At 55.4% G+C, this 21,759-nt stretch carries 18 protein-coding genes; 4 read left to right on the forward strand and 14 right to left on the reverse strand.

Features of this window, described 5'->3' with window-relative positions:
- The coding region (locus tag QZ517_RS14120) for a hypothetical protein (protein ID WP_294227995.1) at positions 1-206 on the forward strand (206 nt) is incomplete at its 5' end.
- A 262-nt stretch (positions 207-468) separates the two neighbouring features.
- On the opposite strand, the gene QZ517_RS14125 is transcribed toward QZ517_RS14120, so the two are convergent.
- The 6 genes from QZ517_RS14125 to QZ517_RS14150 all read right to left on the reverse strand — a co-directional run bounded on the left by QZ517_RS14125 (position 469) and on the right by QZ517_RS14150 (position 8,190).
- Complete coding sequence (locus QZ517_RS14125) at positions 469-2,301, reverse strand: BCCT family transporter (RefSeq protein ID WP_294227996.1); 1,833 nt, start codon at positions 2,299-2,301, stop codon at positions 469-471.
- A 90-nt stretch (positions 2,302-2,391) separates the two neighbouring features.
- Positions 2,392-3,402, reverse strand: a complete 1,011-nt coding sequence (locus QZ517_RS14130; RefSeq protein ID WP_294227998.1) for an Ldh family oxidoreductase — start codon at positions 3,400-3,402, stop codon at positions 2,392-2,394.
- A gap of 14 nt (positions 3,403-3,416) precedes the next feature.
- Entirely contained in the window at positions 3,417-4,058 is a 642-nt protein-coding gene (locus QZ517_RS14135) for a DUF3726 domain-containing protein (protein WP_294227999.1), read from the reverse strand.
- Positions 4,055-5,749, reverse strand: coding sequence for a hypothetical protein (locus QZ517_RS14140; protein WP_294228000.1), 1,695 nt, complete (start codon positions 5,747-5,749; stop codon positions 4,055-4,057). The genes QZ517_RS14135 and QZ517_RS14140 overlap by 4 nt, the downstream gene beginning before the upstream one ends.
- A 3-nt stretch (positions 5,750-5,752) precedes the next feature.
- Positions 5,753-6,727, reverse strand: coding sequence for a membrane dipeptidase (locus QZ517_RS14145; RefSeq protein ID WP_294228013.1), 975 nt, complete (start codon positions 6,725-6,727; stop codon positions 5,753-5,755).
- Between the two features lie 11 nt (positions 6,728-6,738).
- Positions 6,739-8,190 carry an aldehyde dehydrogenase family protein gene (locus tag QZ517_RS14150; protein WP_294228001.1) on the reverse strand — a complete coding sequence of 484 codons (1,452 nt, stop codon included), beginning with the start codon at positions 8,188-8,190 and terminating at the stop codon, positions 6,739-6,741.
- A 107-nt stretch (positions 8,191-8,297) separates the two neighbouring features.
- Here QZ517_RS14150 and QZ517_RS14155 point away from each other — a divergent pair, with 107 nt between their 5' ends.
- Both QZ517_RS14155 and QZ517_RS14160 read left to right on the forward strand, forming a co-directional pair.
- Positions 8,298-9,194, forward strand: a complete 897-nt coding sequence (locus tag QZ517_RS14155; protein ID WP_294228002.1) for a LysR family transcriptional regulator — start codon at positions 8,298-8,300, stop codon at positions 9,192-9,194.
- On the forward strand, positions 9,191-10,189 hold the full coding sequence (locus tag QZ517_RS14160; RefSeq protein ID WP_294228003.1) for a GlxA family transcriptional regulator: 999 nt from the start codon (positions 9,191-9,193) through the stop codon (positions 10,187-10,189). Before QZ517_RS14155 ends, QZ517_RS14160 begins: the two co-directional genes overlap by 4 nt.
- A 4-nt stretch (positions 10,190-10,193) precedes the next feature.
- Here the strand turns inward: QZ517_RS14160 and QZ517_RS14165 are convergent, their stop codons facing one another.
- Genes QZ517_RS14165 through QZ517_RS14180 form a run of 4 tightly spaced genes read right to left on the reverse strand, consistent with a single transcriptional unit; the run spans position 10,194 to position 15,251 of the window.
- Entirely contained in the window at positions 10,194-10,754 is a 561-nt protein-coding gene (locus QZ517_RS14165) for a sarcosine oxidase subunit gamma family protein (protein WP_294228004.1), read from the reverse strand.
- Complete coding sequence (locus QZ517_RS14170) at positions 10,747-13,704, reverse strand: sarcosine oxidase subunit alpha family protein (RefSeq protein WP_294228005.1); 2,958 nt, start codon at positions 13,702-13,704, stop codon at positions 10,747-10,749. The genes QZ517_RS14165 and QZ517_RS14170 overlap by 8 nt, the downstream gene beginning before the upstream one ends.
- The gene (locus QZ517_RS14175) at positions 13,701-13,988 is read right to left on the reverse strand and encodes a sarcosine oxidase subunit delta (protein WP_294228006.1); all 288 of its coding nucleotides are present in this window, start codon (positions 13,986-13,988) and stop codon (positions 13,701-13,703) included. Before QZ517_RS14175 ends, QZ517_RS14170 begins: the two co-directional genes overlap by 4 nt.
- Before the next feature lie 12 nt (positions 13,989-14,000).
- Positions 14,001-15,251, reverse strand: a complete 1,251-nt coding sequence (locus QZ517_RS14180; protein ID WP_294228007.1) for a sarcosine oxidase subunit beta family protein — start codon at positions 15,249-15,251, stop codon at positions 14,001-14,003.
- A gap of 760 nt (positions 15,252-16,011) precedes the next feature.
- Here QZ517_RS14180 and QZ517_RS14185 point away from each other — a divergent pair.
- A complete protein-coding gene (locus tag QZ517_RS14185; RefSeq protein ID WP_294228008.1) occupies positions 16,012-16,488 on the forward strand; it encodes a hypothetical protein in 477 nt (158 codons plus the stop codon).
- Positions 16,489-16,670: 182 nt separating this feature from the next.
- Here the strand turns inward: QZ517_RS14185 and QZ517_RS14190 are convergent, their stop codons facing one another.
- The 4 genes from QZ517_RS14190 to QZ517_RS14205 form a co-directional block, all read right to left on the reverse strand.
- A complete protein-coding gene (locus QZ517_RS14190) occupies positions 16,671-17,792 on the reverse strand; it encodes a hypothetical protein (protein WP_294228009.1) in 1,122 nt (373 codons plus the stop codon).
- Between the two features lie 225 nt (positions 17,793-18,017).
- Entirely contained in the window at positions 18,018-19,871 is a 1,854-nt protein-coding gene (locus QZ517_RS14195; protein WP_294228010.1) for a hypothetical protein, read from the reverse strand.
- Complete coding sequence (locus QZ517_RS14200) at positions 19,868-20,359, reverse strand: ABC-three component system middle component 2 (protein WP_294228011.1); 492 nt, start codon at positions 20,357-20,359, stop codon at positions 19,868-19,870. The genes QZ517_RS14195 and QZ517_RS14200 overlap by 4 nt, the downstream gene beginning before the upstream one ends.
- A complete protein-coding gene (locus QZ517_RS14205) occupies positions 20,356-21,387 on the reverse strand; it encodes an ABC-three component system protein (protein WP_294228012.1) in 1,032 nt (343 codons plus the stop codon). Before QZ517_RS14205 ends, QZ517_RS14200 begins: the two co-directional genes overlap by 4 nt.
- Positions 21,388-21,759 lie beyond the last annotated feature (372 nt).

Here is a 21,759-nt window from a genome sequence, read left to right on the forward strand (position 1 = left end):
CGGCCCTTTGCGGTCGTTCACAACAACGTCGGGCGCTGCGACGCAGCTTCACCGTACCGGTCTTTGGTGCATCGCGCAGCATTTTTAAAGCCGAACGACGGCAGAGTGGGACATTCCGGACTTTTGCTGATGCAATTATTGCTCTTGCAGCGTTCGCTCGCGGGCGCAGCATGAACCTTGCTAACAAGCGGCTGAAGTCACCATAGCAGTCATTCGGGTGAGATTGGTTTTTACGGCAATTTCGTCCAGAAACACTGCGTGTTCAGGCATTTGCGCAATCGCAAGCGTGCGATAGCGTGCTCAGCAAAGACGCCGACAGGACAAAACCTCCCGGACAGCATGAAACACACCGGGCTCGCTTGGGCATCCCTGACTCAGGTTTTCTAGAAAAGCTTTGGTGCACCAGACCTTGGGCCTGAACACCAAGGAGCGACGATCAGCCGTTGACCGCCGCCCCTCAATTATCGCTTACTCTGCGGGCGAGGTCCGCCCTGCTTCATTACGACGTTTGTTGTCATTGTAGAGAGCCTTGGTCAGGGACAGGCACATTAGGCCCATTACCATGGTAAAGGGTAGCGCCCCGATGATCATCGCGCTTTTTAACGCTTCCATCGGATCAGCTTCACCATTGGTCTTCCCGGCAACCAGAAGCGTGCCCATCACCAGCGTCAAGATCACGCCCCAGACGATGCGGTGTTTGACGCCGGCCTGGGTTTCACCGCCGGACATAATGGTGTTCATCACCAGGATGCCTGAGTCCGCAGAAGTCACAAGGAAGGTCAGGATCAGAACCACACACATCACAGTGATCAGCGTCAGGAAACCACCGGAAATGATTTGTTCCAGAGTCACAAAAAGCTTGGAAGACTGGGAGGCTGCGATGATTGCACCGTCTGCCACGCCGGAAATTTCCAGATCAATTGCGGTTGCGCCCAGAATGGTCATCCACGCAAAACACACAGCGGTTGGAGCAAAGACACAGCCGAAGATGAATTCACGGATGGTACGGCCCTTGGAAATGCGCGCAAGGAACAGACCCACGAAAGGTGAGAACGCAATCCACCATGCCCAGTAGAAAGTTGTCCAGCCAGCCTGCCAACCAAACTGACGGCCTGCGTTACCTGCATCATAAACAGCTGCGAGGGTTGCGTCATCGAGTTCCGCTGCTGCCCCCTCGAGGCCGGATTTGAAGCCGTCAAAGCTGCCCCAGGCATTGGTTGCGCCGCCGATCAGATCATCAGCAAGTGGTTTGGCTGCTTCTGGCAGTGCTGCTGCAAAGGCTGCCGGATCCTGCGGCGTCCAGGCGCCAAAGCTGATCTGCACGAAATGCAGGATGTAATCCACCAGTGCGGATGCATAGGTTGTCATAGCGAAGATGAAAGAGCCGAAGACCACGAAGGTCAAAAGCAGGATGACGGAAAGAACCAGGTTCAGATTGGACAAGATCTTAACGCCTTTATCCACACCGGTCACCGCAGAGATGATGGACAGACCCATGATCACAAGCAGACCTGCGATCAGTCCAACAGTACCCGGTACAGGGGCTTCACCGCCCATATCCATGATCCATTCCATGCCGGTGACTGCATAGACACCGTCGATGAATTGACTGACGCCAAAACCGATGGTCACAGACACACCCAGGATGGTTGCAACGATGCCCAGAACGTCCACAACATGGCCCATGAAGCCGTTGATGTATTTACCAAACAGCGGTGTCAGAGCGGAGCGGATGGTCAGAGGCAGGCCACGCGTATAAGCGTAGTAAGCCAGAGACAGACCTGTCACAACATAGATCGCCCAGGCGTGAATGCCGTAGTGCGCAAAGGTGTAGCGGTAGCCAGACTTTACAGCCTCAGGCGTGTTGCCGACAACATCACCGGCCACAACAACAGGGTTTGATCCCCAGAGACCCAGAGGTTCAGCCGTGGCGAAAACCATCAGGCCCACACCCAAACCGGCACCAAACATCATGGAGAACCAGGAGAAGTTGGAAAACTCCGGTTGCTCACCTTCCCGGCCCATGCGGATCTTACCGGTTTGTGGCAGTGCTGCCAGAACAAACAGGAAGAAGGCAAAGAAGCCTGTGATGATGATGTAAAACGCGTTGAACTCACCCAAAATTCTCCAGTTCAGACTTCCCAGAACGCCATTGGCATTCGCCGGCCAGACCAACGCCCAGATCACAAGCAAGGCCATTACAGTCTTACTGAACAGCGCAATCGGGATGCTATACCCCTCGTAAAATCCTGAATCGGACGTTTTAATGTCCAGATCCGTAAACGGTGCTTTGGTTGACATGATGTCTCCTCCCTGTTCGCACTATTCCCCTTGGCCGGCTGGCCCGGACCAGGGACAACGCCCCTGACCCTCGTCATTCCCCTCAGAACATCAGCCGAAGATGGCGTTGATCCGATCGAGGGTGGCCACATTGACGGCTACCCCTTCTGTCTGTGCACGCGCACGTTTTGCTTTGCGCCCGTCCCCCGGCAGGCGCGCGTTTTCCTGATCCCGAATGGAAGCCGCCAGAGCAGAAATGCGCGCGCTGAAATCATTTCCAGAGGTCGCGCCCGGGTCGATCGCCAAGAAGAACTGGCCGGTTTTGGGCGGGCCACCTGCGGTGCCGGAGAAGGGCGAAGCCTCTGTTCCCAGGGTCGCCCCGGTCATGGCAGCGGCCATCATTTCAGTCATCAATGCGATACCGACACCTTTGTAGCCGCCCGATGGCGCCATGGAGCCTTTCAGGCCGACTTCGGGATCCGTTGTCGGTTTACCCTGCGCATCGAGCGCCCAGCCTTCCGGAATGGCTTTGCCTTCGCGGGCGTGTTTCATCACTTCTGATTTCGCGATGGTGCTGGCGCTCTGGTCAATCAAGACCTCTGCCTGGCCATCCGCACCAGGGGCGGCGATGGAAAAGGGGTTGGTCCCTACCACAGGTTTCGCCCCACCAGACGGCGCAATAGAGGCCGGCGCATTGGTGAAACCGATGCCCATCAGGCCGGCTTCTGCTAGGCGTGCGGTGTGGATGCCAAGCACGCCACAGTTATAACTGTTGCGGATCGCGAGCGCGGCCACGCCTTGTTCACGCGCCAGAGGGATCAGCTTTTCAAAACCTGCATCAATCGCGGAATGGGCAAAACCTGTCGCCGCATCGGCGCAAATCACGCCCGGGCGCGGATGGCTGAGAACAGCCTGGGCCTGACCATCAACTTTGCCGCATTGCACATGCTCCGCATAGATCGGGATATAGGCGAGACCATGGCTGGCAACGCCGTCCGCCTCTGTTGACGCCGTTGCCGCCGCCAGAGGGCGCGCGTTTGCCTCTGATGTGCCTGCTGCCACAAGGGCGCGGAAAGCGATGTCTTCTATTTCGCCAAGTGTCAGGTTTCTGGTTTCGGTCATATCATTCGTCCTGATTAATCATTGTCAGATAGCCCGGCGCCCGCACCGGCTAGACGCGAGGCTTCGGTCGCGGGGGCGTAGGTTTTATGAGCGTAGGTATTGAGGGTATCCCAGGCTACCGGCGCAGGTTTGGCGCGACTGACTTGGGAAAGGATGTTGCCGGTCAGATCACCGATACGGATCACGACATCAGCTGAGGTTGCCTGCAGGAGGGCATCATTTGACAGGGCAAGCAGGTTGCCATCTGTAGAAGCAGATCCCGCATCACATTCCAGCACCAGAACGCAGTTCAGCTGTGCTGCCGCAGAAGCCATGAAGGGCAGCAGAAGGGCCGGGAAAGAAAGCCGCTGCATGGCAATGGATGCATCTTTCAGCTTTAGAGCTCCATCAGACAAGGCAGCGCCGGCCAGCAAGGCGCAGAGTTGCGTGGCATCGACAGCGCACCAGGTCCCCGATGTCTCTGCCGGGCGCAGATCCTGTTCCGCTTTGCCCTGATTGTGATCCAGCAGGGCAGACAGAACCCCTGCCCCATCAATCCCGTTCCGGCACAGCCAGCGGGTTGCTTTCGCTGCTTCTTCTGCCGTACCCCAGCTCATACCTGCACCACGCACAGCGCGTTTGGCGAGGGCTTCGACTTCGTTCAGTGCGTAGCTCATGAATTCCCCTCCGCATCCGGGTAGACCCAGAGATCAGCGTTTTCAGGGGTCAGCTCTTCCGGGTATGGCGCGTTGCCAAACATACAGATCCGCAACCAGCGGTCAGAGCGCGGGTCAAAATGCGTCGCACCAAAAGTCGCAAGCTTATAGCGCAGCATGTCGATGGGCATCATGTCCGCACAGATCGTATTGTCCTGAATTTCGCTGTAAGGCGCGCAGGCGTTGATTTGTACGCGGCGAATGCTGTGGCGGTGTTCCGGGTGGTTCAGTAGGAATTCAGACACCGGGGCATCATCACCCCAGGTTTTCAGATCCGCAAAGGCAAGGGCCACATCCCTTCCCGGGGAGAGCGGTTGTTCGTATTCCGCAATCGGCTCTTCAAACCGTTCACCCAGGCGTGGTTCCAGCTTTTCTTCTGAAACATACCAGGCACGGGCGCAGTTTTCCTGCGCGGACCAGTCGGTTTCAAGCGCCTGGGCGTAACCTGCGCGCATAAGATTACGCGTGGCTTTGACAGACATGGCCCCCAAAATGCGGGAGGCATCCGGACGGTGATCCGACATGGCGGGCGAAAGATCGTCCACCAGATCACCGTAGGGTTCCAGAATCAGCGATGCGATCAGTTCCTGCCCTTCTTCAGACAGGACCGCGCTCGTCCAGATCAGCAGGCGGTCCCAGGGGCCGTTAGCTGTCAGATCATCGCCTCCGAGGTAGGCTTCGACCTTTTCAAGGTCAGCCTTCAACGCGACCAGTTTTTTGATCTGTACCGGGTGCTCTGAGCGCCAGGTCTCAACCAGCACCTGCACACGGGCGAAGAGACTGCGGAACAGATTTGCCTCTGCTTCTTGCGCAGTGTTCAGGCTGCGTACCCGCGCAATGGCTTCTTCCCGGGCCGCGACCCAGTTGTTCAACAGAACCGGATGATTGATAAGAAACGGCGCCATGCCAAGACCGGTGGAGTTCCCGATCCCAAGACCATGCGCGATGTCCAAGGCAAGTTCCGCCGACTGAGCACCGCCACGGGCGCGCGCCATGTGATTGATCATGTCGCGCACAAACGCCCGGGTCAGAAAAACCGACAGCATTTCCGCTTGGAAGGGCGCGTCAAATTCTGGGCGATCCGCGATGGTTTCATGATCCGCAGCGCCCAGTTTCCCGGAGCCATAAACCGCCGTTGTACGCATAAGATACCCAACGGAAGCGACCTTATCGACATCCGGCTGCTCACCTTTTGCAAGCGCATCCACCATATGTTTCCAAAGGCGCACAGAGCGGTTGGCACGGGACACAGAAAGGGATTTTTCATTGACCCGCCCAGCTTCCTGATAGGGAACGTTATGCGACAGCCGTTCGATATCATCGGCCGTCGGCACCCCGTCAAACAGAGTAAAGGTCGCGTCCCAGGCCGTGGCAATCACACGATCAGACCGCTCTTCCGGCGGCAGATCATGGGCAAAAGCCACAAGGGAGTAAGTGCGCGCCGGGCCAGTCGCGGTATAGACCGCATGACCAACGCCCTTTGCGTCCACATCAAAGACAGGTCGTGCAAAACTCCAGTTTTCATTCGCCAGACGGCGTGTCAGCACCCGCATAAAGCTGAGACGGCACTGATGCATGGAACCAAGGCGGCTCAGACGCATCACCAGGGCCGGATCACGCCGCGGAATGGAGTTTTGTACGGATGCCCCCATGTTTTACCCTCGTGGTTTAAAGTTTTCAGCGTAGAAATTGTACCAATTGCGACCCATAATCCCGGCAACCTCCTCTTCTGACAGTCCAGTCGCGCGCAGACCGCTTTCGATGTTGCCGAAGTCACGGTTGTCCCGGAACCACTGCGGCATATCCGGGAAACCCGGCGAGCTGGCGGACCCTTCGCCGTAGTCGATTTCCTTGGTCCAGCGCCCGACACGCATCCATTCCACGATGCTGTCCGGCTGGTCCTGACAAAGATCGGTACCGATCCCCAGATGCTCTGCCCCGAATTTCTCAGCGGTGCGCGCGATCATCTCGCAGAAGCTTTCGAGCGTGCAGGCCCCCTTGTCTTTCAGGTGGTGCGGATAGACAGAAAAGCCCAACATACCTCCGTTTTCAGTGACCGCGCGGATGACATCATCCTTCTTGTTTCGCAGAGCCGGAGCCCAGGAATGGGGGTTGGCATGGGTGATTGCGATCGGGTGCTCAGACAGGTCCGCCGCCTCAATGGTGGAACTGTCGCCGGAATGGCTCATATCGACCACAAGACCCACGCGGTTCATCTCTTTGATGACCTGTTTGCCCATGCGGGTGACGCCCATGTCCTCATCTTCATAACAGCCGGTCGCAAGCAGGGACTGGTTATTATAGGTCAGCTGCATGAAACGAGCGCCAAGCGTGTGGACGATCTCCACAAGTCCGACGTCGTCTTCAATCGGGCTTGGGTTCTGGAAGCCAAAGAACACAGCGGTACGCCCGGTTTCACGAGCCACATCAATGTCAGACGCCCACTGACCTTTCATGATCAGTTCAGGGTACTGTTCAAACCAGCGGTTCCATTTTTCAAAGTTCAGAACCGTTTCACGGAAGTTTTCGTGATAGGCGATGGTAACGTGAATCGCATCCACGCCCCCTTCGCGCAACTGGCGGAAAATCTTTTCCGACCAGTTGGCATATTGCAGGTTATCAATCAGCATCATGCGACGCATCAGAATGGCGAGCCGCTGGAGATATAAGCGGTCTTCACAGTTGTGTAGAATTCAGCCGCTGCCTTGCCCTGTTCACGTGGCCCGTAAGAGCTGTCACCACGGCCACCGAATGGCACGTGGTAATCGGTGCCTGCGGTTGGCAGATTGACCATGACACAACCGGTTTGCGCATTGCGGCGGAAGTGGTTCGCACGAGCCAGAGATTGCGTCACGATACCAGAAGTCAGGCCGAAGTTTGTATCATTCACAACGGACAGGGCTTCTTCATACCCGTCGACTTTGATCACCGCCGCAAGAGGTGCGAACATTTCTTCACGGTTGATGCGCATGTCATTGCTTGTGCCGACAAAAACGCCCGGGTTCATGTAATTGCCCTGATGTGGCATCTCGAGACGCTGACCGCCGCAAAGCAGCTCCGCACCTTCGGATTTGCCCAGATCAACATAGGCCAGGTTTTCGTTCAATTGCTGTTCGGTCACAACCGGGCCGATCTGTGTCCCTGCCTCGAGCGCGTGGCCCACTTTCATAGCCTGCGCACCTGCCACCAGTTTTTCAACAAAAGCATCATGCACAGACGCGTGGACCACGAGCCGGGAGGAAGCCGTACATTTCTGACCAGTGCCGCCAAAAGCACCGCCCAGTGCCAGGGTCACTGCCAGATCAAGATCCGCATCATCCATAACTGCCAACGCGTTTTTGGACCCCATTTCCATCTGAACTTTGGTGAGGTTCTGGATCGCAGCACCTGCAATGCCTTTGCCCACTGGCACGGAACCTGTAAAGGAAATAGCATCGACCTTCGGGCTTTCGACCAGACGTTGGCCAATTACACGACCTGCGCCCATCACGAGGCTGAACAAACCTTTCGGGATGTCCTGACGTTCAATGATTTCAGTCAGGGCAACTGCAGAAGCCGGGGTTGCGTTCGCAGGCTTCCAGACCACCGCGTTGCCATAGCAAAGCGCCGGCGCGATTTTCCAGGATGCGGTTGCAGTCGGGAAGTTCCAGGGGCTGATGATAGCAACAGTACCAACCGCTTCGCGGCGCACGTCAACTTCGATACCTTCGCGCACAGAGTCCGCGTTCTCACCAATCTGACGCAGAGTTTCAGCGGCGTAATATGTGAAGAACTGACCAGCGCGATACACTTCGCCCTTGCCTTCTGCCAAAGGCTTGCCTTCTTCACGGGACAACAGCATACCCAGCTCTTCCGCGCGAGCCATCATTTCGTTGCCGATGGACATCAGCACATTGTACTTGCGTTCAATCCCGTAAGCGGCCCATTCCGCCTGCGCGATTTTTGCCTGATCCAAGGTTGCTTCCAGTTGATCGGAGGACGCCTGCGCAAACATACCGATCAGGTCAGACAGATCAGATGGGTTGCGGTTTTCGATCTCACCGGTGCCTGCTGTCCAGGTGCCAGCGATGAGGTTCAGTTTTGTTTCGGTCATCCGGAGTCTCCGCTTAAGTCTGCGTGCAATTGCGAAATCATCATGGACAGCTTTAATAATTTCAGTCAAATTCAAACAAATGAACTCAATTTCAAAAAAACTGAAACATGGCTGTAAAAATCGAAATGCTGCGCTGCTTTGCAGCGGTGGCGCGGAGCGGAAAACTGTCAGAGGCGGCGCATCAGCTGGGGCGCACGCCATCGGCTGTTTCCATGATGCTGAAGCAGTTGGAAGATCACCTTGGGGAACCCCTGTTTAAAACGGATCGCAAGAACCGGCTGACCGCCCTTGGCAGTTTCGTTCTCGAACAAGCTGAACGTGAGCTATACCAGTTTGATAGCACTGTTCATGCGATTGAGAGCTTTGCCAACGCCCGCCACGGGCGCGTGCGAGTGGCGGCGGTACCTTCTGTTGCATCGACCGTCATGCCACGGGCAATTGCCCGTTTTATAAGAGATTTCCCAGGTGTTCAGATCGAATTACGCGATATGGACTCGGCCACAATTCTGCATGAATTATCCCGTGGTCGGCTTGATATCGGCATCGCTTCAGCCGGGCTCAGCGGGGGCGTATTGCATCGCCAAAATCTGTTATCTGACCGGTTTGGCCTGATTTGTCCCTCCGAGCATCCCCTGGTGAAATCCGGGGAAACACTCACCTGGGAAGCGATAAGCCGGCACCGCTTTATCGCCAATGAGCTGTCCCGACTGATCACTGCCGAAGCTTTCCGCGACATTCACTCTGAAGCGCTTCTGAGTGTGCATAACATCACTTCCCTGCTGGCGATGGTGCGGGCGGATCTTGGGGTGACGGTATTGCCGGAAATGACCCTACGCATGGCGGAAAGCAGTGATCTGGCGTTCCTCCCCTTGCCTGGTTCCCCACCGGATCGGCAGATTCACCTGCTGCGCAAATTGGATATCCCCAGTTCCCCCGCCGCGCGGGAGTTTGAAAAACAGATATTTGCCACCGTTGCAGAAATCCAGCCAGAGAACTGCCCATGACACAAACGGTAACGCTTGGTTTCGTGATTTTCCCTGGCTTCCCCATGGCCTGTCTGACTTCCGCGATAGAGCCCCTGCGCGCGGCAAATGAAATCGCCGGCACTAGAGCTTTCCGCTGGCGCGTTCTTAGCGAAACCGGGGAGGCTGTGACATCTTCTGCGGGAGTGGTCTTTGCACCGGACGGTATTCTGTCCGATCAGACAGAACTCGATCATGTCTTCCTGACCTCAAGCCCAGACGGGGCGTTTGCCAATGTCACGAAAGCAACCGCCTTCTTGCAAAGGCATCTGCGCGTGGGCAAATCACTTGGCGCGTTCAGCGGGGGCATCTTTCCTCTGGCCCGCACAGGCCTGATGGATGGGCATCCGATCTCGGTACACTGGTGTTATGACGCGGCTTTCGCCGCGGAATTTCCGAAGGTCACACCCGTGAAAACCGTGATCTGTGAAGGGGAACAGCGTCTGACCGTAGCCGGGGCCGCAGCGGTGTTTGATCTGATGCTTAGCCTGATTGAAAAATCCCTAGGCCCAGAGATCATGACGGAGGTCGCCTGCTGGTTTCAGCATCCGTTTGTGCGCACAGGCGAGGTTTCGCAGAAGACGCCATCCCTGACGACAGCCACCACGACCGATACGATGCCAAAGCAGGTCAGCAAGGCCATTCAGATGTTTGCGGAACATATTGAGGACCCGGTGCAAATCAAGGATGTGGCCGCTGCCGTGAACATGTCGACGCGCAGCCTTGAGCGCAATTTTCGCCGCGCCACCGGGGAAAGCCCCCTGAAATACTACCGCCTGCTGCGGCTGAAACAGGCGCGGCAACTGGTGCTTTATTCCAGTGATACGCTGACGGAGATTGCCTATTCTGTGGGCTATTCTTCCACGTCGCCAATGCTCAACCACTATAAAGAAGTTTACGGCGTGACGCCGCAGGAAGACCGGAAAAACCGCAACAGTTTTCGCGTGACCGACGGCAGTTGCCTGCCATCGGTGTGATAGGTCAGCAGACGGATTGCGCGACCTGCAACAGGGCATGATGCAGGGAAGCAGCAGAAGAACGCGGGCCAATGACAGCGAAGCCATCCTTCTGACGCCAGAGGAAACAGCCGAGATGGTGGATCTGGGTGCGGGTCACGGCACCCTCTGCCAAATTGGCGCTGTCTGCATTACACAGGCGCTCCAGGACGCTGGTCATAGTGGCGCCCTCGAGATCAAAACGACACCAGCCATCGGTTTGCTCCACAACAGAAGCACTATCCCCCATCGCTTGTTTCACTTGGCGCGCTAGGTATTCATTCCCGCTATAAGGTATATCAATCATCCAGCTTTCCGGTCCAATCCAGAAGGCTGAATGAGTGTTACCCATGGCGGAGTCACCGATATCCGGCAAATCAATACCCAAAAGGCCCCGGGCTTTGTCGCGGATAGCATCAGCCTGGTCATTACGCGCAGTGAGAGAGACAAGCGCCCGCTCTGTGACCTCAGTGATCGTGAGACCTGTAAAGCGATCAACGCGGGCTTCATCCGCGCCAAGCGGGGTTATGGATTTAAGTTTAAGCACGCAGACGCTCTCCTTCTGGATCTACAAAATGGGCGCTGACAACCTCGGCCCGGACTTCCTGGCCTTCCAGCGGGTTTATCACCCGCAGAACATCGCCCATGCGATCCCCCCCGCCTTTCAGGAAGGCCAGCGCGATGGAACAGCCAAGGATCGGGGAATAGGCGGCAGAGGTCACATAGCCCAGATCGGTTTTCGCACTGACAGAACCGTCGGCATTCATCAGATGCGCACCGGCCGGAATCACATCTTTGCTATCCACCGGCCGCAGACCAACAAGGCGCAGGGCACCTGTCGCGTTCAAACCTTCTCGTTCGCTCAGTACATTGCCGATACAGTCTTTCTTCTTGCTGACCATCCGGCCAAGACCTAGTTTCAGCGCGGTGGTCGTGCCGTTCAGCTCGTTGCCTGCCGCATGTCCTTTTTCAATCCGCATGACACCCAGAGCTTCGGTTCCGTATGGGACGGCGTCAAATTCTTCTCCGGCCTCCATCAGCGCACGGATCATCGCATCGCCGTAACGGGTCGGCACCGCAATTTCATAAGCCAGTTCACCTGAGAAAGAGATACGGAAGAGCCGCGCCTGCAACCCGCCGCAAACCGTGATTTCACCACATGCCATGAAGGGGAAAGCGTCATTTGAAAGGTCAAATTCCGGGTCCACGACCTTCTGAAGCAATTTACGGGCATTGGGACCAGCCACCGCATATTGCGCCCAGGCTTCTGTCGTTGAAATCAGCTGTACATCCAGATCCGGCCAGAGACACTGACGCGCGAACTCCATATTGCGATAGACCAGAACCGCGTTTGCGGTGGTGGTTGTGACGACAAAGTGATCTTCAGCCAGACGGGCTGCTGTGCCATCATCATAGGCTATACCATCTTCACGCAACATCAGGCCATAACGCACCTTACCCACAGGCAGTTTCGCAAAGCCATTGGCGTAGATTTTGTTCAGAAACTCCGCCGCATCTGCGCCCTGAACATCGATCTTCCCAAGGGTGGTCACATCACAGATGCCAACGGATTTGCGGGTCTGCAGAACCTCGCGATCAACAGACTGACGCCAGTGGGTTTCGCCCGGTTGCGGGAACCATTGTGCACGCAGCCAGTTGCCGGCCTCAACAAATTCAGCGCCCTGTTCCACAGCCCATTTATGGCTGGGTGTTTCACGGGTCGGGTGGAAATCCTTGCCGATAGACCGCCCGGCAAGTGCGCCCATAGCAACCGGTGTATAGGGGGGACGGAAGATTGTTGTACCGGTTTCCGGGATGGATTTCCCGGTCAGCTCTGCCATCACCGCAAGCCCGCCCATATTGGAGGTCTTGCCCTGATCGGTTGCCATGCCAAGCGTCGTGTAGCGTTTCAGATGTTCGACAGAGCGGAAGTTTTCCTGATGCGCTAGTTTGATGTCTTTCACGGTCACATCATTCTGCTGGTCAATCCAGGCCCGGCCTTTGCCTTCCTTCACGTACCAGAAGGGCGTCAGGGAGATGGGCGCATCCTCTGCCTCAGGCAGATCCGGGGCTGCGGCGCTGACGCCAAGACCTTTCAGGGCACGTACCGCCGCATCCGCCCCGGTTTGCAGAGCCTGTGCGGTCGAGAGATGCCCATTTGCCGCCCCGGCCACTGTGAGACCGACAGGCATTTCCCCACCGGGAACAAAAGCAGCAATAGTATCGTTCCACACGGGCCTGCCACGCTGGTGACAGGTTAGATGCACATTCGGGTTCCAGCCGCCGGAAACCCCAAGCGCACCACAGGTCAGATCACGTATCTCACCATTCGCCAGACGGATCTGCACGGATTTCAACCCCAGAAGTCCTTTGCTGTTCACAACGTGCGCACCTGCGAAAACCTCAATCCCGACAAGAGATGGCGCATCCGGGCGCACGTCAATCACGCCAGTGACGTCAACACCTTTGGCAATCAGATCCGCCGCCGTGCGATGCCCGTCATCATTGTTTGTAAAAACAGCAACCTGCTGATGCGGTGTCACGGCCCAGCGGTTGACATAGGCCCGCACAGCGCCCGCCATCATCACCCCCGGCCGGTCATTGTTTTCAAAGGCGATCGGACGCTCAGTCGCGCCAGCCGCCAGAACAGCCCGCTTTGAATAGATCCGCCAGAGGGTCTGACGCGGCTTACCACTTTCCGGCACAAGCAAGTGATCTGACACACGTTCTACCGCGCCATAAATGCCGTGATCAAAAGCGCCGATCACGGTGGTGCGGGTCAGGATGCGCACGTTTTCAAGGCTTTCCAGTTCAGCCATGACAGAGCGCGCCCAGTCAGACCCGCTCATGCCGCCCACCGCATGGGTTTCCGCATTCAGCCGCCCGCCGGTGATAAAATCTTCTTCCGCCAGAATAACCCGCGCCCCGGCACGCCCCCCCGTCAGCGCAGCCATCAGTCCGGCCGGGCCAGAGCCGACCACCAGAAGGTCGCAATGCAGGAACCCTTTGTCATAACTGTCCGGATCATCCTCAAAGGAGATCGAGCCAAGGCCGGCCGCCTTGCGTATCACCGGTTCATAAAGCTTTTCCCAGAAGGCGCGCGGCCACATGAAGGTTTTATAATAGAAGCCAGCAGTCAGAAAATTGCTGAACCGGTCATTTATCCCCATGAAATCAAACTTCAAGGATGGAAACCGGTTCTGGGACCGTGCTTCCAGCCCGTCAAAGAGCTCAGTCACAGTCGCGCGGCTGTTTGGTTCCTGACGTGCGCCCGTACGCAGTTTCATCAATGCATTGGGTTCCTCTGATCCGGCAGTCATCACACCGCGTGGGCGATGATATTTGAACGACCGCCCCATAAGGCGCACATCATTTGCCAGCAGAGCAGAGGCAAGCGTATCCCCCTTATGCCCCTGATAGGTTTTCCCATCGAATTGGAAATTCACGCGAGAGCTGCGATCAATCAGCCCCCCGTTCACACGGTTCTTCTGGGTCATTTGCCGCGCCCCTCTCTGCGGGCCACATCCCGGGCCAGTTCTACATTGCTGATCTCATGGGTCAGGGTGTTGCGGGTCACGACCAGCCAGGACCGGTCACCTACCTCGTGGAACCAGAGCTCCCGGTGTTGCCCTGCCGGGTTGTCGCGCAGGTAAAGATAGTCGTGAAACTGCCCGCTCGCATCTTCGCCCTGCCAGTCAGGACGATGGATCAGGGAGGCGTCCCCCAGATAAGTGAATTCCTGCGCGTCGCGGGGGCCAAGAAGCGGATGGTTGATAATCATGTCCGATGTTCCTCAATGCAGGTTGGGCTGTGCGCCCTGTCCTTTTTCATCGATCATGTAACCGCGCCGGAAACGATCGAACCGATAGGCTGTGGCGGTTTCATGTGGCTGACCGGTTTTTAGCAGATGCGCAAAGCACCAGCCCGCCGCCGGGGTTGCCTTAAACCCGCCGTAACACCAGCCGCCGTTGAATGAGAGGCCTTCAATATGGGTGTTGTCGATGATCGGGGATCCATCCATGGACATATCCATGATGCCTCCCCAGGCCCGCAGCAGGCGTACCCGGCCAAGCGCAGGGATCAGGGAAATCCCGCCTTCTGCCACATCTTCGATCACCGGAAGATTGCCGCGCTGTGCGTAGGAGTTGTACCCGTCTATGTCACCGCCAAACACAAGACCGCCTTTGTCAGACTGGCTGCAATAGAAATGCCCGGCACCATAGGTGATCACGCCCGGCAGCACAGGTTTCAACCCCTCAGATACGAAAGCTTGCAACACATGGCTTTCCATTGGTAAGCGCATACCCGCCAGTGCCATAACTCGGCTGGACGATCCGGCAACCGACACCCCGACCTGACCTGCGCCGATAAATCCACGTGTGGTTTCCACGCCCAGACATTTCCCATCTTCGATCTTAAAGCCCGTGGCTTCGCAGTTCTGAATGATATCCACGCCCCGCTGATCCGCCCCACGGGCGTAGCCCCAGGCCACCGCATCATGGCGCACAGTCCCGCCCCGGCGATGCAGAAGCCCGCCCTTGATCGGGAAGCGTGCGTTGTCGAAGTTCAGGAAAGGGTACAGTTTGCGCACCCCTTCCGTATCCAGAAGTTCCGCATCAGATCCGTTAAGGATCATCGCATTGCCCCTCCGACGCGCCGCATCCCGCTGAGCATCCGTGTGCACAAGGTTCAGAATGCCACGCTGACTGACCATGGCGTTAAAGTTGAAGTCCTGTTCAAGCCCTTCCCAGAGCTTCAGCGAAAATTCATAAAACGGTTCATTGCCATCGAGCAGGTAGTTTGACCGGATGATCGTCGTGTTCCTGCCAACGTTCCCCCCCCCAATCCAGCCTCTTTCCAGCACCGCAATCCGGCTTTCGCCGAATTCCCTGGCCAGATAATAGGCGGTTGCAAGCCCGTGCCCGCCCCCACCAATGATCACAAAGTCATAGTGAGGTTTCGGTTCCGGGTCTCGCCATAGTGGCCCCCAACCCTTATGCCCGCTCAGGGCCTCTTTGATCACTCTGATGCCGGAATATCGCATTAATCATCCCTTTCAGTCGGGAGAAACCAAACAATAGAGAATGAGAGCGCGCCAGTTTGCGATCAGACAAATGCGCGATCAAATACGACAACAATCTTGGTCGCGCTTGGATTGCCGGAGGTATGCGATGATCTCGCGTGGAAAACGGAAGCCCTCCATTCGCACCTCCGAAGCAAACGGTGGCAAAGTCCGCGACTGTCTCCTTGAGGCGTCGTTTCCGCTACGACTTGCAAGAACGACCGGTTTTCCCTCCGCTCAGCAGCGTCGAGATTTACACGGATGCAGCAAATTTCACGCTGCGTTTGCATGAAGCGGAGGTTGCGAATTCACAGGTTGGGCTCCGAGCCGACTTGCGGTGGTGCCGAAATTTCTCAGGCTTCGGCTCAATCTGAATGTCCGTTCTTTCAGAACCGCATCGAATACTACGCACATGCGGAGAATGACTTCTCTCCGCCCCGTCCTGCTTCGGACGTCTCCCATTCTGCACTGAGCACCAATGTCGTGGAAGGGCTGCGAGCTGTCGTCAAGACACAAAGGCTATGATCAGCAGCGTCCGACATGCTTCGGTGAGAAGTGCCAACGGCAGCAATGCGCAGGAAGCGGACTTTGCAGAGTGCTGTGAACGGCCCAATCCGGACCTTGGCATAAGAAACGAATGCTGCGGCGCAGCTTCCCGAAGCGGACAGATGCCAAATGACAAGGTTGAGTTGCCTCTTAACAGCCTGAGCTATAACTTAGAGAGAAGATGCGGGAGGCCGGCTTGGACGAAGAAATTTCAGAATTTATGCTTTTGGCCGCAAAGCTAGAGTTCTTTTTGGTCAATCTCGACCAAGCGTTTGCCCATGTGAATGAAAAGACGCGAGTGGTTAGAGGGATCAACTGGGACCGGATCGGTCAATCATTGGAAGACAAGCATCCTTTCGCAAAGTTTGATTTCGAAAGATCAGGGTTTCAGCTCTTCAAAGAAACAATCCCACAACTTCTGGTAGCAAAAAAGGGTGGTGGCTTGAAATGGGACAGTGACGAAATCGAAGTTTCGTCTTGGCAGGTATTGTTGGGGCGTAGCTACGCTCAGCTACGGAACAATGTTGCACACGGAAACAAGGCTCAGCTCCCGGCAGCTTTCACACACGATCGAACAAAGGAGTTTCTCAAGGCAGGGCACCAACTGATCCACTTCATTGCGGGAGCGCATTCATCGAACGAGACTTGGAACTACGCAGTCCAGTTCCAATAGCATGTTTGCTGTGCCGCGATAGAAGCTCAGGCAACCATATGGCGAACGGCCCGAAGCCGCCCTTGGTTGCCGAACCGTGCGCCGCAGCGCAGCTTTCCGAAAGCAGACGCCGGACAATGCTGCTTGAGTTGAGCAGACAGTTTTGTATCACTGACCACTCAACTCGCGCAGCGTAGAGAGCATCACCGCTTGATCACACCATGCTCGTCGTAGGCTTTCATCAGTGTTTCTGTGAACTCTGCAGTATCTGACATCATGCTGCCTATGTCAGGCCAAGCAAAAGGTTCTGTGAACAAGGAAGACTCTTGCTCAACTTCTAGGCCGAGCTTTGTTGCGACCGCCAACGCTGCCGTTGGCTCCTTGTCTTCCGGCCACAGCATCTCGTCAAATGTGATCCAGACCTCTTCTCCATCTATGAGGCTGATTTCGGCTCGCATTGCGGCTAGCCGTTCGTTGACTGACGAAGCGTCCTCAAGGAGCGCACATCGGATCAGTGTTGAGACGGCTGCTTCATTCAAGTGCAGAGTAAGTCTGGGCTCTACAATTCGCACCTCGGGGCTTTCGCGATGTGCCGTATCTGGCGTCAGCACTGGTTCCCCAGGAAACTGATCATCAAAAGGCTCTGCGTGTATATTGAGCGGGTGCGTGCCACAGTTAGGGCAGTGCCAAAAATTCATAGCCATTTGTGTACCGGTCATCTGTGCATCACAGCTGTGACAGTGCCAAGTGGCGGCATCCCCACCTCGCAGTGGATGGCGCGCTACACCGTCAAGGTCCGCTTTTGTCGATCGGCGAGGCCAATCGACTGCCATCTGCGCGCGAATCCTTGTGCTGCGATCCTGTGCGATCTCAATGAGCTTGGCCAGAAAGATGGTATCTTTGACTGGGCTCGTTTCCGAGTGGCGCTCATCAATCTCAACGATAGGTGCCTTGAGCGGAGCTTCTGGAATGCGTAATTCCCAGCCCTTCCCGGAGACGACAACGTCCCCAAGATAGTCTCCAATCCGGTATTGGTGGCCGCAAAGCTCGCCTTCTTCCGGTGCTGGTTCGTGAATGAACGAGACGTCATAGTTTGGAGCGTTTGCATGCGCCTTGGCACCCGCTTGGTGCGCAAATTCTTCGGCCCGAGCGAGGTCCTCATCACTCAGATTCCAATCGCCCTTCACTGCATCGATTAGTGCTTTCCAGTGAATGAACCCAAACTCCATAGCTAAGGTGTTCAAAGCTTCAGTGTGCGGCATTGCAGTCGCTCGCGCATACCGCTTGCCCAATGTTCTCAACTTTTTCAAACGATTGTCTGTCATGTGTCATCTCCAATAGGATCTGACTAGGTGCCCGCTGCTAATCATCCCGCGCAGATTGCGCAGTGTGTCAATTCAAAGCTGAATACGCTGCTTAGCTTTGCGTGGCGGGCACACCGGCCTGCGTGAGGGCCAAGTGATAGATATGATCTCTAATGGAATTGGTCAAGCGGTCCTTAGAAGATGAGGTGGGTGGCTCCTGGTCCACCAGCATCGAATGCATGCATTTCAGAGCAGCCCCCGCCCACCATCAAAGTGAATTTGCTTAATGGTTGAAGCTAGATCACTCGGTGGGTCATTATTCTCCACCACAATGAACTGTCCGATGCCTCGAAGCTCGTCGAGATGAGCATAGAACCGATCAGCGATTCCAGCCTTCACTAGTTCAGCGTCGCCTTCGCGGTCCTCGGGTGTGTCCGCTTTTTCAGGTTCTCGATAAGCTCGTAGCGGCGTATCCAGTAAGAGGAATCCGGGATGAGGCCTCCCCTGTTCATGGCAGTAGATAAGAATTGCTACTTTGAACGCAGAATGCAAAATCGCCCGCACCCCTTTGCCATTTTGCTTCCGCTCTTTCCCATCAATAATCAGGTCATGGGCTTTGAGGTCAAAAATTACCGTATCGACGCCGGGATAGCCCCAAGCGACTAATACCCGTTTGACAACCTTGGCTATTTCATGGGCTTCGGTGGTGGATAGACTAGGGTCCGCGTCTTCTGCTTTGGGTCGACCTGGAACCTTTGTCTCGTTGAGCTTATCGATCTTTCCTTCTAACCGGTCGGCATGCACGCGACGATCAAATTCTCGCTGGAGTGAACGAAGTGTTTCGGTGGCTTCGACGAAACGGGTCCGAACACCACGATCATCACCTTGTAATTCGCGGAATGTCGCACGCTTCGTTTCGACGGTAGGCCGTAACTCCCCGATTTCATTTTCGTATTCGGAGATCTCCATGTCCGCGCGGGCAATTGCCGCATCCAACTCACTTAGTTCGCCAGCAATTTTTTTGATCTCTACCTCTGCAGCTGATTGTTGGGCCTCGAGCATTCCAAGTTCGTGATCATGGTGATGATGTTCTGGATCAGCGCCGCACAAAGGACAATTCATCGCTGAGAATTTTCTAAGCAAGAAGCCGCCTTCTTCAAGCCCTGCGAGCCGAGCAGTGTCAGACACGAGCGTGCTACGTAACTCGTTGAACCGAACGACCATCGCACGAAGGTCCGCCGCATTCGCCTCAGTTTCGCGAATTTGGTTGCTTGAGGACACAAGATTAGCGCGAGCCGCGTCAATTGCCTCCTGATGCTCGCGAACAAGCGCCTCTGCACCGTCCCGTTCCGCTTCGGCGGTGTCGATTTCTTTTTTAAGCTCTTCATCGGTCCACGAACCGTCGATGCGAGATTGTGTTTCGGAAAGTAATTCTTGAAGCACCTCAAGCTTTGCATTCTTTGCTGCCTTGAGTTCACCACCTGTTGGAACCTCGGCAACTGCGGAACCATCCACGCCAGTAGCGAGAAATTTCAGGAGGCTTTTATCTTCGGCCGTTGGTTGTCGTCCTTCACTGATAGCGACACTGGCTTTGCTGAAAATTTGATCTTCGTTAATGTATGCATAGCGAAACAGCAGTCGCAGTGAAAAACTCGACTTGTTTGCTCTTTCGTTTTTGAGCAGTTTGGCACGTCGAAAGCCAAAGCGATCCAATAGAAAAGTCGAGAAATTGGCCTTTCTCTCATCATGTTTTGCATTCAGTTTCTGGTATTCGTTCGCACCAGAACCAATCTCGTCCAAATGGCCAATAGCGGTTTCAATTGCACCACCAGCGACAGCGCGTTGCAGTGTTAGTCTCGAACTATCGGAAAATGTGAGCCAAAGCATGCACTGATCTAGGCCGCTGCCTTCGCCGAGCATATCAAGGGGGTCGCGCTTGCCCAGCATGAAATCGATTGTCTGAAGCATGAAAGACTTGCCGTGGTTGGAAGCCCCCCAGACGATGTTTAGGCCGTCGCCAAACTCAACAATCACAGGTTTGCGCTCAGGACCTCTATAGGTCAAACGGTTGATGCGCATTCTGGCTGGTGCTGCACTCATGATGGAACCTCACCAGCTACTTCGTGAGACCAGCGACCGACTCCACTCTCAAGGCGGGCGAAAAAAGCGTTATGGCCTTCCTTTTCGGCACATTGGGCGATCCAATATGATGCCTCCCGCAGTCGAAGATTGTAAGGGCTTTCCATTAAGTCAACCATCGCGGCGGCCACATCTCTCGCACGAAACGTCAATCCATTTTCATCAGCGACTTTGTCGAGAAGGAATGCGCGCTCCATTAGCGCGAGCCCTTCTTCAACTAGTCGTCTTCGGACAAAAAACTCACCTTTTCTAGCTTCAACAGGCGGATGAAGGCTTTCAGGTCCTTGTGTGTCTGTTTCAATATCGCCGACATGGACCACATAAAAGTCGAGCAACGACAAATTCTTCAGATCGAAAGCGTGGGGAGCAAAAGCGTCTAGGACGATGACTGCACGCATCCCCGCTTCAAGTGGAGTGTTAAACAACTCGGGCTGAATTTCTAAGGTCATCGATCCCACCGCATGAGCTGTTTTCCATCGGAAGCAAAGTGGTGGCAAGTACCCTGCTTTACACTGGGTGTTACTCGACGATGCTTCCCGAGTGGACCGGTTACTTCAACCGATGCAGCCTTTTCCATCACGCCAAGAAGGCGCCCAAAAAGCTCTCCTGCTTCATGCGAGCAATAGTGATCGTAGACCCCATCAAATACGTCGGTATCCACTTGGTCGAGAAGAGCTACGTCAATGTTGTCACGGAAGTGCAACCGGAACGCTTTGCGTTCGAGGAATTGGCGGCGTGCACGGGTGATTTTGGGTCCATAGTCAGGATCAGCCATAACAGCGTTGTGGTCGGCGAAATCGATGCCGCGATGAGATGCAAAAACACCAACTAACTGACTAAGGTATGCGAACTCATCATCCCCCGGCGTCGATGGTATATCGCTTTCCCGCACTGTGGGGGCGGCTCCGGGGTCAAGATCGAGAAGCTCGACCATAAGACCGCGCATTTGCGGCTGTTCGATAATTGTGCTGCATTTCCATAGCTCGACGTTATCAAAATTAAAGCCGCCAATCAGTTCGCGAATTTCAGAAGTAAGCGGCGCACCTGACCTTGTAATCTTTTTCTTACAATGAGCGTCCCAATTATCTAACAGTGCGGGACCGATTGTTGAGGGCCTGTCGATTAGTTTTAGAACTGCTCCTTGGGCTGATTTCGGTGCCACAAATACATATCGTCGAGGCAAGGTGTAGCGTTCTTCCGCCGCATAGTAGAATACCTTGCCAAGTTCCGAGAAGAAGTCACCAAGAGAAAGCGGTTTGTTGAGTTGTTTAGCCTGATAGTTATCCCATGCGCCATCGTATCGGGAAGTCGTCAGGAAACCGACAGAATCCCTGCCTTGGTCCGCAGAGGCAGTGGGTCGATCAAACCCGACATATCCGTCCTCATTATCGATGAGCCGAACTATCCACTTCTTTATCAATTCTTCAAGGTGATCGTCTTCTAGAGCTAATATCTGACGGGTCTCATTTAGTGGCAACGTAGCCTCTCCGGTAAAATGTTATTTATCAAAATGGCAAAAATGTAGCCCATTGAGTTAGTTGAGGTAACTCTACCTGCGCGAGCATCTAGACGCCAGCTATTTTAGAGAAGGCGAATGAGTGCGTCCTGAAGACGTGCTGAACTCTTTGGAACAGCAGCCGGTATCTACAAATGGGCTCAGATTCGTTGTTGTGGCCTTGTAGCAGGAAGTCGAGTGAGGTGTGCAGAATGTCGGCTCCGACTCCAGCCACATCGCTAGCTCGCAACTGCAGCGAATGGCTCCTTCCCGCCCGACGTGTCGCAGTTTCATGTCCGCTTTGGGCTGACACTAGTCATCCGCCACTAAGGATCCATGTGATTTCGCTTCAGG

The organism is uncultured Shimia sp., assembly GCF_913054185.1.
Classification (GTDB): domain Bacteria; phylum Pseudomonadota; class Alphaproteobacteria; order Rhodobacterales; family Rhodobacteraceae; genus Shimia.

Bases quoted from the DNA above. Each gene is read 5' to 3' on its own strand.
- QZ517_RS14125 (WP_294227996.1), bottom strand. From the start codon at position 2,301: ATGTCAACCAAAGCACCGTTTACGGATCTGGACATTAAAACGTCCGAT.
- QZ517_RS14130 (WP_294227998.1), bottom strand. From the start codon at position 3,402: ATGACCGAAACCAGAAACCTGACACTTGGCGAAATAGAAGACATCGCT.
- QZ517_RS14135 (WP_294227999.1), bottom strand. From the start codon at position 4,058: ATGAGCTACGCACTGAACGAAGTCGAAGCCCTCGCCAAACGCGCTGTG.
- QZ517_RS14140 (WP_294228000.1), bottom strand. From the start codon at position 5,749: ATGGGGGCATCCGTACAAAACTCCATTCCGCGGCGTGATCCGGCCCTG.
- QZ517_RS14145 (WP_294228013.1), bottom strand. From the start codon at position 6,727: ATGCTGATTGATAACCTGCAATATGCCAACTGGTCGGAAAAGATTTTC.
- QZ517_RS14150 (WP_294228001.1), bottom strand. From the start codon at position 8,190: ATGACCGAAACAAAACTGAACCTCATCGCTGGCACCTGGACAGCAGGC.
- QZ517_RS14155 (WP_294228002.1), top strand. From the start codon at position 8,298: ATGGCTGTAAAAATCGAAATGCTGCGCTGCTTTGCAGCGGTGGCGCGG.
- QZ517_RS14160 (WP_294228003.1), top strand. From the start codon at position 9,191: ATGACACAAACGGTAACGCTTGGTTTCGTGATTTTCCCTGGCTTCCCC.
- QZ517_RS14170 (WP_294228005.1), bottom strand. From the start codon at position 13,704: ATGACCCAGAAGAACCGTGTGAACGGGGGGCTGATTGATCGCAGCTCT.
- QZ517_RS14175 (WP_294228006.1), bottom strand. From the start codon at position 13,988: ATGATTATCAACCATCCGCTTCTTGGCCCCCGCGACGCGCAGGAATTC.
- QZ517_RS14180 (WP_294228007.1), bottom strand. From the start codon at position 15,251: ATGCGATATTCCGGCATCAGAGTGATCAAAGAGGCCCTGAGCGGGCAT.
- QZ517_RS14190 (WP_294228009.1), bottom strand. From the start codon at position 17,792: ATGACAGACAATCGTTTGAAAAAGTTGAGAACATTGGGCAAGCGGTAT.
- QZ517_RS14195 (WP_294228010.1), bottom strand. From the start codon at position 19,871: ATGAGTGCAGCACCAGCCAGAATGCGCATCAACCGTTTGACCTATAGA.
- QZ517_RS14200 (WP_294228011.1), bottom strand. From the start codon at position 20,359: ATGACCTTAGAAATTCAGCCCGAGTTGTTTAACACTCCACTTGAAGCG.